Origin of the sequence: Thermogemmatispora sp. (genome assembly GCF_019683635.1) — a bacterium.
GTDB lineage: Bacteria > Chloroflexota > Ktedonobacteria > Ktedonobacterales > Ktedonobacteraceae > Thermogemmatispora.
Window position 1 is genome coordinate 1 of sequence record NZ_JADGIA010000160.1, and the last position, 12,385, is coordinate 12,385.

A 12,385-nucleotide genomic window follows, 5' to 3' on the forward strand; every position below is an offset into this window, starting at 1 on the left:
ACTCTCTGTCGACCTGCAGCCGGCGATGACGGCTTTCTTGCAGACCATCGTCGCTGCTCAGAAGCAGGGGCTGACGCGAGCCGCTTTGAAGCAGCAGCGTGATATGCAGCTTGCGACACTCAAGCGGCAAAGGGTCATCTTAGAGCAGCTGGCGTTGCAAGGCAACGAAGCAGCTCTACCTGCCGCGCTCGAGGTGCTGCTACAGGAATGGGCTGTGGAGCAGGCGTGTGAGGTGCTCCTGATACACCCGGGCGGCCCAATCACTCCGGCAGACCAGGACCTGCGTCAGAGGTTCTGGCACTGGCTGGAGCGTCAACGGGCCGGCCTGGTGGCAGAACTCAGCGTTCTGCTCTCCCGGGGACATGAGGAACGGGCACAGGCCGAGGTCCGGCGGAATGCCCACTGGGAGCCGTTCATTCGCCAGTTCATCCGGGACCAGGCTGCTCAGCAGCAGTTCTGGCAACGGGCAGCCTACGACGGTCTGCAGCAGCAGCGCCAGGTCCAGCAGGAGAGTCAGGCCATTGCGGCTCGCTGGTCGGCTGTCGCCCTCCAGGGCATACAGCAGGCACAGGCAAGTGTCTCACAGGCCCAACAGGGGGCGCAGCAGATGTATGCCTTCGCCGGGCAGGTCCAGTCCCAAGCGGTCGACCTGCTGCGCGTGACGCACCAGTGCCAGCAGGTCGAGGTTGGGGAAGCGGTCTGGCGGCTGAACAGGAAGAGATGGTGCACCCGACTGGGGTGTGCGTGTGGGATGGTGCTGGCCATTCCACTGCTGCTCCTGCTGTGCTACCTGATCCTGACCCACCTCTACTAGTCTACTCGCCAAGGATGCCCAGACCGGGGCGATTCCTGGCGGCTCCCTGAGCCGGGGGAGTGAGGGCAACCGTGCCCACGGTTCCATCTGGATCCTGGATGGAGGCAAGTGCCTGGGAACAGGGTCTCCAGCGCGTGTGCGGCTCAGAGAGCGGCGCAGTGCGCACCCGTGAACAGGGTGGACGGGAAGCGTCCAGATCGTTCTCCCGAGATGCTGGGAAGGCGGCAACGCCTGCAAGCTCTCCCTGAGCCTGGGAAGGCAGGCAGCAGTGTCTGCGTGATTGGCTCCGGCCTGGCGGGTAAGATGTGTGGTTGAGTGGAGCAAGGCGCTCTTCGGCAGTTGCCCCTCGTCAGAGGAGAGCTGTCTCGAGTCGAGCTGGCAGTGCTTGCGCTCCCTCTCTTAGACCCCCGGGTCTCGTACCAGTTCAAGAGAGAGTGCGGTTGAACCCTGTCGGGTTCCCCCTCTTCTCTTGACTGAATGGTTGCTCCCTGCTCCCCCTCATATTGTGTTCATCAAACGACACGAGGAGGAAGGACCGTGATAAGGAGTGGAACCATTCATACCATACGCGAAATGCAAATGCAAGGGAAATCGCTTCGGGAAATTGCCCGTGTGCTGGGCATCGCGCGCAACACAGTACGCCGCTATCTGAGAGGCAAGCCGGAGGCGGTGCCGCGCCCGAAGCGTGGCTAACCAACCGCTCAAGCTGACAGTGATTACCGATGCCCAGGCGGATATCTTCCTGCCCATGTGCCGGGCCGTCGTGGTCGGGGCCGACAGCATTCTGGCCGACGGCGGCGTTCTCAACAAGGCCGGCACGGCGCTGCTGGCGTGGGCGGCGCGCAGTCACGGCGTGCCTTTCTACGTGCTGAGCGAGACGCTCAAGATCTCCCCGCGCCCCTGGTCCGGCGACCTCACCCTGCTGGAGGAGCATCGCGGCCAGGAAGTGTGGCGTGATGCCCCGCCGCGGGTCGCTGTGCGCAATTTCTACTTCGATCACACGCCGGCAGAGCTTATCAGCGGGATCATCACCGAGCAGGGGCCGCTCGACGCCGCCGCGATTAGACGCTTCGTCGCTCAATATCAAGGCGGTGATAAAATGGAGGGTGACACGCTGTGAGAATTTTCTCCAAGCAATAGTGGTGGGAAGGAAAGGATCTTTGCTTCTCAATTGGTGAAAAGGAGAAAAGATGCAAAAATCTCTTCTCGATAGGCTTCTCACATCTGAGGAACCGGCCATTCGTTACAAAACGCGGGTGCAGCTCTTGAAAGAGAATCCCCGTTCACGCGCCATCGTCTCCTTGCAGGAAGAGATTCGGCGCTCGCCACGTGTGCAGCGCTTACTCTCAGGCAGAACCGTTGATGGCCAGCTTGAGCCGGTAGATCATCCCTATCACAAATGGTTTGGGGCTCACTGGGTCCTGGTGCATCTGGCTGAGATCGGCTATCCACTAGGCGACCGGGCGTTACTGCCCTTGCGCGAACAGGTGTATAGGTACTGGCTCTCAGAAAAAATGCAGCGCTTAGTCCCATGTCAGGATGCCTCACAGGTATATCGTGTGAACGGTGTCCCGGTTTTACAGGGCAGGGCGCGACGATGCGCCTCCCAACAGGCCAATGCCCTCTTTTCGACGCTCAAGCTCGCTCTTGCCGATGAGCGTGCTGAAACACTGGTGGCGCTGCTCTTACAGTGGCAATGGCCAGATGGCGGATGGAATTGTGATAAAGATCCACAGGCGCATACCTCCTCTTTCACTGAATCGCATGTCCCCTTACGTGCTCTTGCGCTCTACAGCCAGCAGACCGGGTACGATACGGCGCTGACTGCGGCCATTACGAAAGCAGCTTCGGTCTTTCTCCGTCGGCACCTCTTCAAGAGGCTTGGCGATGGTCAGGTGATTCACCCGGAGTTCTGCAAACTTCATTATCCGTGTTACTGGCATTATGATCTGCTCTTCGGCTTAAAAATTATGGCGGAGGCGGGCTTTCTGCATGATAGCAGATGTGCAGAGGCTCTGGATCTTTTGGAGCAAAAGGCTTTGCCTGATGGTGGCTGGACCACTGATGGCAGGATCTATTATCGTGTGGGGAAGCCGGGAAGGCTGCCTCAGCTCAATGAAGACAAGGTTTCCTGGGGCAAGCCGAAAGAGCGTTCTCTTAATGAATGGGTGACTGTCGATGCACTCTACGTCTTAACCGAAGCTCACAGGATGAAACTCTAAAGCTGCGGGGCTGCGTTTTTTCCGCGACACATATCCCCGCACTCCCGGCAAGGATATGTGTCGCATGATACCGCCGCTCCGTTCATCGAAATGAATAGAGGCGACCAGATTTAAGCTGACTCAGCATGGCAAAAATACCTCGCAGCCTTCGCGGGGATCGAATCGGGCTTGGACTCGCTCGGCGTCGGTGAGCCGGCGCAATACTTGAAACTGCTCTGCCGATTCACAACGCGTGCAGGTCCATTCCAGCGCCCGCTGGCTCGCCTCCGCCCGCTCGCACCTGCCAAACAAGGCCAGGGTGTGCTTCTCACTCTCCTCCTGCCAGCTGATCTGCCAGAACTCCAGGGGATGCTCCGGCAATTCGCGCAAGATCAACCCGCGTGGATGCATGCGCGCATGGGAGGGCAACGGACAGGGCGGCTTGCGCATCCACGCCTCGATTTTGGCCTGGGCCGCCTCCCAGGTGGGGGCAGCGAAGTAGTAGCGATGGATCCACTCCATGCGCCGTTTCGGGTTGGCCCAACTCGCCATCCACAAGGGCTCGTCCGCTCTGGCCGCCTGCGGGCAGGCCAGCAGCCCCACAATCGGCTCAGACATGGAATATCCTCCTTTCGTGCATGCAGCCACCTTGCCCGTTTGGGTTCTCTTGGGTGACAAGCCGGAAACGATACGGCTCCCCGGTCAGGGCATACAATCCCTCGGTGAGCCGTGAAGCCTGCTAGGAGGCGAGGGGCAGTCCTCGGCAGGCGCGCCAGACGACCAGCAGGTATACCTGCGCGGCGCGGGCCACCTCGCGCAAGCTCAATTGATGGGTGGACAAGAAGTGCTCCAGCAGCCAACCGGACAGGCGTGGGAGCGGGGTCGTCTCCTGCTCCCAGATGGGTGATGTCATGATCGTGGGTTCCCCTTTCTACATAGTTTTGTATACGATCAAAAGGCTCTGGCAACATCCCTACGAGGGTGCAAACATCCAACCATTGAGTAAGATCGCCCAGGTTTTAGGTGTTTCCATCGGCGAGGTAGTAGAGGAAACGCCCGACTCCACACAATAATTAGCTCTTTTCCCTCCTTTGTGTTAAAATGCTCTAGAGAGTCTATGATGTATGGAAACAGGTCAACTAACACGCGTACTCGTATGTTGGGTGTGATCCATAGGCCGCCCATGTTAAAGCCAACATATAATTGACCCAGGAACGCTGAAGAGGAGTTGACCCACCCCTTAGCAGGCCCTATCCTTGTGTTCATCAAACGACACGAGGAGGAAGGACCGTGATAAGGAGTGGAACCATTCATACCATACGCGAAATGCAAATGCAAGGGAAATCGCTTCGGGAAATTGCCCGTGTGCTGGGCATCGCGCGCAACACAGTACGCCGCTATCTGAGAGGCAAGCCGGAGGCGGTGCCGCGCCCGAAGCGCACCTGCAATAGCCTTCTGCAGTGTCAGAAGAGGCTTCCCAGGCGAAGGAGGCTCGGGAAGGAGAAGGACCTGTGCTGGCTCCTGCAGGACAGCAGGATCAGTGGCACACAGCCGCAGGGGTTGATGCAGCTCACACGGCCCCCAAACGCGCTCGCGCCACCAGAGCCACCAGGACCGCGGGTCGATCTCTATCGTTGGCTCAAGAGAGAACGACTGATCTGAAGCCAGAGGACTTCCTCCTTGAGAAGAAAGGGACAGACGCGAGAAAAGGGCCCCTCCAGGAGCAGGATGGGGACAGAGGGCCACATGCGTGGACAAGCTGCCGACACCTGCTCAACGGGCTAGGCAGAAAGCACCCGGAAGGACTCCAGAGCAAATGGTACGCCGAAATGGCGCTCGCAACCATCCTCGAAGCGGACACACACGCTTCCGTCAGAGGAAACAGCGGTGACAACCCCACAATACTGGCGGAGCGCGGGAGTCCCATCGGCACGAAGGCCCACAGGGAAAGGAACGAGGACCGTGTGTCCACACAGGCAGCGAGCCTGCAAGACCAGGCTGGCAGAGGGCACAGCCCGGGGAGCACGGACGGATCTCCGACCGCGTCGGCGACGCGGTCCAGCAGGCAAAGACAGAACAACAGACAGGAGGACCTCCTTGGGGAAACAACACGCTGATGGAGATCGCAAAGATACGGCTTGGTGGCAGACCCACAGGAACCACAGTCTCCCATGAGGCATATTCAGGGACAGGAGAAATCGCCGCGCACCCCCGAGCGAGCCAGTCCCTCCCCAGGATCGAAGGACACACCACCTCCAACTCGCCGGCCTTCCTCCTTGAATTTTTATAACCCTGATCTGATCACAGATCAGATCTTTAGCCAACTGCAGGCTGACCCTTTCTTCAACACCTGGACGGCCTTACGGCGAACAAGCGGGATCGAGATCGTAACATCCCGGAATCGCGCCTTTGTGCGCCTGCCTACTGTCGAGGAACAGAGCCTGCTAGAGATCACTAGAGAGATGCCAGTGCTGGAACTGCGCCGAGTGCAGTTAACCGGATCGGATCTTCCTGTGATGGTGAACAGACTCATTTTTGTCAGTGGTCGGTTCGAACTCTTTTTTGAGGCATCTCCAGCATAACAAGCGTGACACTCTCTCAGGTGGACCGATCTCTGCCACCGCGAGCAGCAGCTCAGGGGAAGGCGAGGAAATACCACTTCCTCGCCCTCTCCCCTGGGAGGAGACGCACCGGCTCAGGTTCCCAGGACGGCATAGACAGAGGACAGAGAACAGGAGGAGGGACCAGGAGCATGCTGACGGAGAGGAGGGAGCCGCCTTCCTCCCCTGGATGAATCCAGGGGTCCCCGGCGGCATGCCCTTATGGATCTGGAACGGCAAAGGGACACGCTGGGAAGAGGATCGGTTGGCCGTCGGCCCGACGGGCGCCTCCCAGCACTTCTACTCCGACCTGTGCAGTTCAGGTCTCTGCTCATCCCCATGCTGTTGCTCCCAGGGCCGGAGACTGCCCCTGCGGCGGCTCCCGCAGCGATGACCTCCGTGCCGTCGCCTCGCTGCGCAATGGGCCTGCCAGTGAACCTGCGGGTGCCGTTGTTGAAGGTGGTCCATACCCCGTTCATCAAAGTGCAAGATCTGGCCTTCGTCGACGGCTACCAGGCCGGGACGACCGCCTCCTTCGAACAGGTCTGGGATGACTAGCAGGATTCCCAGGGCCGGCTGCTCACGAACCAGGACCTCATCGCCGAGCTGAAGCAGACTCTCCGCGAGGCCGAGGACCTGGCCCAGTAGAGCGGGGGCACTGGCATGCCTGGACCGCCAGGTATATAGCCGGGCTGATCTCGGCCCGCCTGCTCTCGACCCTACCCTTCCAGGGCAATGGTGGGGCCTATCATCAGCCCCTGCTGGCCTGTGGACATTGCCCCCGCTGTGAAAGCTCCTGTCCCTGTCTGCGTCCTCTGACCAGCGATCCAGACGTCTCCCACCAGGCAGCGCTTCGGTTCCCAATGTCCAGCCGGGCCAGCCCGATGGAACACTGGGAACTGACGGGGATCAGAAGAGTCACCAGCGAGCAGAAGAGGGAGGAAGGCATGGCCCAGGTTCAGCGAGCAATTCCGCTCCTGCTGTCGGCTGATGAGGGCCTGCGTGAGACCCTGGCGGTCTTCCAGGCGGTGCAGCAGCCGCGCTCTCGGCTCCCTGCTTCAACGGGGGCCAGCCGCTCTCTGCCGTGGCGCTGCACCGGGCCTGTGACCAGCAGGTCAAGGGCTGGCTCAACGCCCAGATGACCTGCACCGCCATCCGTCTGGTCGCCGCCGCCTATCAGAGCGCTCGGAGCAACTGGCACCTACCACAGCGCCCGTTCCCGTTCCGACGCAGACAAGAGCTGTTCCTGATCGGGCCATGAGGACGCGATGCCTGTCTGTCTGCCTGCGCCCCGATGGCACCCTCTCGCTCTGGACCGTGGCCGGACGCAAGCGGCTCCCCACCCAGGTGCCGGAGGCATGTCAGCAACGGCAGGCACAGGCCAAGACGATTGACAGTCTCACCGTATATTCGCGCGCTTTCCTGTCCTGCGGGGCAATGGGCTGTTGTGAAACAGCCCGGAAGCCCGGGCCGATGAGGCTGCCGGCAAGCCTCTGGCTCAAGCCAGGGGTCGTTGACCAGCCGAGAGCCAGGAGACCGGTGTGCTCCTCCAGAGATTCCCGTTCGCCTCCCGCTCTCTTCCCACCTGCTTCCCAGGGGCTTTCCCCTGCCCTCGGGTACAGTGGGGGTGATGTGATGATGGACGGCCCCACGAAGGGGCAGCACCTTAGTGGCGTCCATCCAGCAGGCGTATGCACGCCTGTCTCCTCGCCTGAACGAAAGGCGATCCCCGTGTTCCTTCCGATTGGGCGGACACGACTCTCAGTCATGGTCCCGAAAAGCCGCGGGCTCTCTGCGAGCATGCGCAGCGCTCTGCGGCGCTCGTGTGATCTGACGCCGAGGCAACGGGTGACACGATAACAGCGAAGCAGGATGGCAGGTCGCTCACCAGCAGCGATCTCTCCTGACCTATCGCCTGGCTTCTGTTGCGGTTGCCTTCACTCTTGTCTGATGGCCTCCTTGAAGGGAGGCGAGCAGCAGGCCGATCATGTGGCTCGCGGGCCGCTATCTGCCGCGCACCTGGTCGCTGGACGAGAAGAGCGACCAGCAGGCGCTGAGGAGATCGTGGCCAGGAGTATTCCGGCTGTTGTGCTGCTAGGAAGCTGATGCTTGCCTGACCGATTGTCCTTGCTGTGTTCACTCACTCGCAGCAAGCGGTCCCTTCCCTGCGAAGGCGAAACAGAAAGGAGGAGCAACCTGATGTCTGGGATGTCTTCCTGTTCGTCGCAGGAAACGGCAGTCGCACTTGCCTATCCGCGCCATGCCCAGACACTCCTGGCAATGAATCAAACCCGATGGGCGACCGCCCTGCTCGAGCAGGCCACGGCCTGGCTCCAGGCACCGTTCGAGAAGGCTCCGCCGCTCCTGCCTTGTCGCTGCTGGTCGGTAGGGGTCGGCCTCGATGCAGGCCAGCGGTCGGTCAATGAGGATTATCCGTTTGCAGTCACCTTTGATATGCCCGGCGTTCGTCAGGTCCAGTCTCAGGAGCCGACGGAAGAAAGCTCATGGGGACCACCCTGACGGCAGCGCTCTGTATCGGTTCGTTGGCCCTCATTGCCAATGTGGGAGACAGTCGAACGTACCTCTTCCGGCAAGGGGTCCTCTCACAACTCTCGTCGGATCACTCGTACGTCTTTGACCAGGTGGCTGCCGGACAGCTCGCGCCGGATCAGCTCTACACGCACCCGCGCAGAAACGAGATCTACCGTTGCCTGGGAGAGACGGAAGAAGTGGCCGTTGACCTCTTTCGCCGGCAGCTTCTGGCAGGCGATTGCCTCTTGCTGTGCTCCGATGGCCTTTGGGAAATGGGGCCCGACCCATCGCAGCTGGCGGCAGTACTGGCCTCTCCCCAGCTCTCGCTTGCGCAGATGGCGCAACGCCTGGTTCAACTGGCGCTGGCTGGTGGGGGCAGAGATAACATCGGCCTGATCGTGGCTCGCTACCAACCCGATCCGTGCGTTCCAAGCGCGGCCCCTCATGCATGATGGATCAAGGAGAAGCATCTATGTATCTACAGCTTCTGGCGGTTTTGCTCGACCTCGTAATCCGTGACCAGCGTTGCCAGCGAAGAAGGAGGAAGTAAGCGCGAGACCGCCATGCAATATTCACCCGCCTCTCGCTCTGCTGATGCCTCGCCTGTCCTGCAGACGGCCCTGGCGGCATTGGAGGCCGGCATCAGCGTCGTCCCTATTCGTCCTGACGGGACAAAGCGACCAGCGCTTGCCAGTTGGAAGCGCTGGCAGACCATACGCCCGACTGTCGCTGAGGTGAGAGCCTGGTTTCGTGATCCCCGCCGAGGTCTGGCGCTGGTCACCGGGCGGATCAGCGGCAGCCTCATTGCCATCGATTTCGATGATGAGGCTACCTTTCTTGCCTGGCGACAGAGCATCCAGGGCGATCGTACGCTCAATGGGCTCTATGAAGAGATAGCTCACGGCTATGAGGAACGCACGCCCAGTGGGGGGAGGCATCTTCTCTTTCGCTGCCCAGGGGGAACGGATTCGAGAAGCCAGCCGCTCGCGCTGAGACAGACCCCCCGGCGTCAGGTCCTGATCGAAACCAGAGAGGAAGGAGGCATCATCATTGTCGACCCTTCCCGAGGCGGCGTTCACCCTTCGGGACGCCCCTATCTCCGGCTGTGTGGCAGCGTCTCCTCCATTTGCCAGATTGGGCCAACCGACCGTGAGCTGCTCTACACCTCTCTTCGGGCATTCGACGAGCCGCCTCCCCGCGCTACCTGTTCCTCTCTTCCGCCTTGCTCCTCGCCGGCTCCGTTCCGATCCCTGGCTTCCCGTGATCTCGGCTCTCGCCCGGGCGACCTCTTTAATCGCGACCCGCAGGTCACCTGGGAAAGCATTCTGCTCCCCAAGGGATGGGAGCTGGTGCGCATCGCGCAAGGAGAAGGCTACTGGCGCCATCCAGGGAAAGTCGGGGCCAAGCACTCTGCCACGACGAACTATGGGGGGCATGACTTTCTTTACGTGTTTACTCCCTCGACAGTGTTCCAGCCGCAGCGTGCCTATAGCAAATTCGAGGCCTATGCCCTGCTGTATCACGGTGGAGATTTCCGGGCCGCAGCGAAGGCGCTGAAGCAGCGCTACCGCTCAGGGCAGCCAAAGGTTTGAAAGGACTGCAACCGTCATCATGGTTTCAGCCACTCTCGTCCCCGCTCCTGCTGCTGGCTCCCAGTGTACTGTGCGTACCAGGCAGCTCAGCTGCGAGTACTTCCGTCGGGAAGTGGGACTTGATCTCATGCCTGCTGTCGAGGTGATCGAGCGAATCGTGCCCCCTGTGTTCGACTAACAGTCCCGTGCCCTCCTCTACCTCTCGTGTGCGCTCCCTGAGCCAGCCTATGGGACAGGACCACAGGTTGAGCGCTCTGTGCAGGCTGGAGCAGACGAGATGCAGAGACTGGTGCTGGCCTCACGGGCCAGGGCTTTTCTGCTCTTTCACAGCCGACGCATGCTGGATGAGGTCTATAGCCGCCTTGCACTCACTCTTCCCTTCCCCCTGCTCCGTCAGGGGGATCACCCCCATCGTGAGCTGTTGCGGCGATTTCGAACCGAGCCTGCAGTCCTCTTGGGCCTGAAGAGCTTCTGGGAGGGCGTGGACATCGCTGGTGACGCGCTCTCACTGGTGGTGATTGACCGGCTTTCCTTCGCCATGCCTGATGATCCTCTGCATGAGGCCCGTGTCACCGCTATGAGGGCCAGGGGAGAGGACTGGTTTGGCGACTTTGTCCTGCCGCAGGTAGTGCTTCAACTGAGGCAGGGGATCGAACGCCTGTTGCGTACCAGCCAGGACCGGAGAGTGATAGCGATCCTGGATACTAGGGTGCTCATCCGAGGCTACGGGCGCAGGATCGTCGATGCCTTGCCCCCGGCCAGACGCACGGCGCAATTTGAGGAGGTCGTGCGCTTCTTTGCCCCGCAGGAAGAGATCCTCGTCCCACCAGCAGTGCCCTGCTTTCCCGGAGAAGACAGGTTGTGGCTGTCGCGACCATCCCGAGGCTCTTCGCTACCACACCGTTATTAGCTTCTTTTGCCGCTTCACTAAGGAGGAATCCCATGAGTAACGATGAAAGAGATGTCATTCTCATCACGATTGGCCTCACTGGCCAGGTGAGCGCGACCTGCCGGGCCAGTCCTGGCTCGAGGCAGGAGAGGCAGAACCGTCGGGGGGATCAGGGCAGCCGGGGAAGGTCGCCATCACCATCACCGCGGCAGAGTTTGGAGAGACCAGCAGCTCCTTCAATGCCTGGATCGAGGCGAGAGGGCCAGCGTTCCCTGCGACCACCGAAATCTGTTGTAACATCAGCTACCTCCGCGAGGTGCTCGAGGCGCTATCCTACCCCCAGGTGGAGAAGGTGGCCATCGAGTGGACCACGCCTGTGCGCCCCATCGTACTGCGTCCCGTCGCTTCCTGCGAGGCCGCCTACCTGATCATGCCCATGACGTCACAGGGGCAAAAGCCGCCTCCTTCGCACTGACCCGCGTCGCTGTTCGCCCCCTCTCTCCTCGGACCCGCGCTGCTCCCACCCGCACCGAAGTGGAGCAGCGCGGGTCTCCAGCCCTTTCCTGGAGAAGAGGACCGGCCTCATCCAGAAAGGAGCCCTGCTCTGGAGAGGAATGCGCAGCGTGACGGAGGCCGAGGCGTCCTGAAGTCGCCTGGCAAGCGCTGCCTGGCGAAGAGCGCTTGTTTGAGACCCAATCAAACAAACAAGCAAACAAGAAAGGAGAAGCAAAGGATGGAGCAAAATCAGCCAAAATGGCCTGGTGTGGCAGCAATTGTGGGGGATGCGGACCTCTACTGCGTCTCCTGTGCTCTCAAGCGGTATGGCCCTGGCATTCAGGACCTGGTGGAGGACAGGGACAGTGCTCGTGCACTCGTTGATAACGAAGGCAACCCTCTCGGGGTTGTGCTTCGCTTCAGTGAGGACCTCCACGCCCAGTACTGCGGCGACTGTCACACGCGGCTCTGTGACGACGATTGCTGCTGCTACCAGGCTGAAGCGGCTTGGGACAGCCAGCAGGATGAAGAGGGGGAAGAAGAGGGCTGACGCTCCTGAACACACACATGGAGCGCTGCTCACGAATCCGCCCTGGCCTGGTGACGGTCCTGGGCTTGCTCCGGGAAGTGGACCCCGTGAGCACCTTCTGCGCTGCTCTTCACTCCCAGCGCAGTACGCTTGTCCCCCAGCTGCTGACTAGGCCCGAGCGCACCACGTGCGCTCTCGATACCAGCGTCTGGGCTGATTCGATCAGATGCGCGATCATCCAGTCCGACTCGCACGGGATGCCTCACCACCCGACTCCTCTCGCGCGGGCCCGGCGTTCTCAACGAGACTCTCTCCTGAACCAGAAAGGATCATCCTGATGAAAGCATCAACACGCCCAATGAATCATGAGGCCCTGTCTTCTTTCATGCCGCCATTGTCTGAGGAAGAGGCCCAGGAGCAGGCTCGCCTGCTCAAGGCGCTGGCGGACCCGCAGCGGCTGCGTCTGCTGAGTCTGCTGCGGCAGCACGGGGGGGTGATCTGCGTCTTGGATCTGGCACGCGCCTGCACCCTTGGGCAGTCGACCATTTCTCACCACCTGCGCCTCCTCCGCGAGGCCGGGCTGGTGGACTGCCACAAGCAGGGGCTGTGGGCCTACTACTACGTGAAGCGCGAGGCGCTCGAACGGGCTGGGAAGATCATTGCGGGACTCTCCTGACTCCTGGGGTCTCGTGTGACCATCCCCTGCCCCATCCAGGCTTCCCGGCGAACCGGC

The 12,385-nt window shown here is 61.0% G+C and carries 14 protein-coding genes and 3 pseudogenes; 15 read left to right on the forward strand and 2 right to left on the reverse strand.

What is annotated here, in order from left to right:
- The 4 genes and pseudogenes from IRZ31_RS15850 to IRZ31_RS15865 form a co-directional block, all read left to right on the forward strand.
- Nucleotides 1–814, forward strand: a pseudogene (locus IRZ31_RS15850) (hypothetical protein); the annotation flags it as partial.
- Nucleotides 815–1,351: 537 nt separating this feature from the next.
- Nucleotides 1,352–1,468: pseudogene (locus IRZ31_RS15855) on the forward strand (helix-turn-helix domain-containing protein); the annotation flags it as partial.
- Nucleotides 1,469–1,499: 31 nt separating this feature from the next.
- Nucleotides 1,500–1,934: a hypothetical protein gene (locus IRZ31_RS15860; protein WP_363325680.1), complete on the forward strand. Its 435-nt coding sequence runs from the start codon at nt 1,500–1,502 to the stop codon at nt 1,932–1,934.
- Nucleotides 1,935–2,115: 181 nt separating this feature from the next.
- Nucleotides 2,116–3,036, forward strand: a complete 921-nt coding sequence (locus IRZ31_RS15865) for a hypothetical protein (protein ID WP_297155361.1) — start codon at nt 2,116–2,118, stop codon at nt 3,034–3,036.
- A 120-nt stretch (nt 3,037–3,156) separates the two neighbouring features.
- On the opposite strand, the gene IRZ31_RS15870 is transcribed toward IRZ31_RS15865, so the two are convergent.
- The gene (locus tag IRZ31_RS15870) at nt 3,157–3,633 is read right to left on the reverse strand and encodes a hypothetical protein (protein ID WP_297155363.1); all 477 of its coding nucleotides are present in this window, start codon (nt 3,631–3,633) and stop codon (nt 3,157–3,159) included.
- A 121-nt stretch (nt 3,634–3,754) separates the two neighbouring features.
- Nucleotides 3,755–3,928, reverse strand: a complete 174-nt coding sequence (locus IRZ31_RS15875; protein ID WP_297155364.1) for a hypothetical protein — start codon at nt 3,926–3,928, stop codon at nt 3,755–3,757.
- 377 nt (nt 3,929–4,305) lie between these two features.
- On the opposite strand from IRZ31_RS15875, the pseudogene IRZ31_RS15880 reads away from it, so the two are divergent.
- The 11 genes and pseudogenes from IRZ31_RS15880 to IRZ31_RS15930 all read left to right on the forward strand — a co-directional run.
- A pseudogene (locus tag IRZ31_RS15880) lies at nt 4,306–4,515 on the forward strand (helix-turn-helix domain-containing protein); the annotation flags it as partial.
- 671 nt (nt 4,516–5,186) lie between these two features.
- Nucleotides 5,187–5,597 (forward strand): UTRA domain-containing protein, encoded by a 411-nt coding sequence (locus IRZ31_RS15885; protein ID WP_297155366.1) that lies wholly within the window; start codon nt 5,187–5,189, stop codon nt 5,595–5,597.
- A gap of 330 nt (nt 5,598–5,927) precedes the next feature.
- On the forward strand, nt 5,928–6,173 hold the full coding sequence (locus IRZ31_RS15890; RefSeq protein ID WP_297155367.1) for a hypothetical protein: 246 nt from the start codon (nt 5,928–5,930) through the stop codon (nt 6,171–6,173).
- Between the two features lie 526 nt (nt 6,174–6,699).
- The gene (locus tag IRZ31_RS15895) at nt 6,700–6,876 is read left to right on the forward strand and encodes a hypothetical protein (protein WP_297155369.1); all 177 of its coding nucleotides are present in this window, start codon (nt 6,700–6,702) and stop codon (nt 6,874–6,876) included.
- 938 nt (nt 6,877–7,814) lie between these two features.
- Entirely contained in the window at nt 7,815–8,135 is a 321-nt protein-coding gene (locus IRZ31_RS15900) for a hypothetical protein (RefSeq protein WP_297155371.1), read from the forward strand.
- The gene (locus tag IRZ31_RS15905; RefSeq protein WP_297155373.1) at nt 8,120–8,599 is read left to right on the forward strand and encodes a SpoIIE family protein phosphatase; all 480 of its coding nucleotides are present in this window, start codon (nt 8,120–8,122) and stop codon (nt 8,597–8,599) included. The genes IRZ31_RS15900 and IRZ31_RS15905 overlap by 16 nt, the downstream gene beginning before the upstream one ends.
- A 111-nt stretch (nt 8,600–8,710) precedes the next feature.
- Nucleotides 8,711–9,739 (forward strand): bifunctional DNA primase/polymerase, encoded by a 1,029-nt coding sequence (locus IRZ31_RS15910; RefSeq protein WP_297155375.1) that lies wholly within the window; start codon nt 8,711–8,713, stop codon nt 9,737–9,739.
- Nucleotides 9,740–10,016: 277 nt separating this feature from the next.
- Complete coding sequence (locus tag IRZ31_RS15915; RefSeq protein ID WP_112425335.1) at nt 10,017–10,649, forward strand: helicase C-terminal domain-containing protein; 633 nt, start codon at nt 10,017–10,019, stop codon at nt 10,647–10,649.
- Between the two features lie 265 nt (nt 10,650–10,914).
- Nucleotides 10,915–11,103, forward strand: a complete 189-nt coding sequence (locus IRZ31_RS15920) for a hypothetical protein (protein ID WP_363325681.1) — start codon at nt 10,915–10,917, stop codon at nt 11,101–11,103.
- Nucleotides 11,104–11,361: 258 nt separating this feature from the next.
- Nucleotides 11,362–11,673 (forward strand): hypothetical protein, encoded by a 312-nt coding sequence (locus IRZ31_RS15925; protein WP_112429079.1) that lies wholly within the window; start codon nt 11,362–11,364, stop codon nt 11,671–11,673.
- Nucleotides 11,674–11,989: 316 nt separating this feature from the next.
- Entirely contained in the window at nt 11,990–12,328 is a 339-nt protein-coding gene (locus IRZ31_RS15930; RefSeq protein ID WP_297155379.1) for a metalloregulator ArsR/SmtB family transcription factor, read from the forward strand.
- Nucleotides 12,329–12,385: the final 57 nt, after the last annotated feature.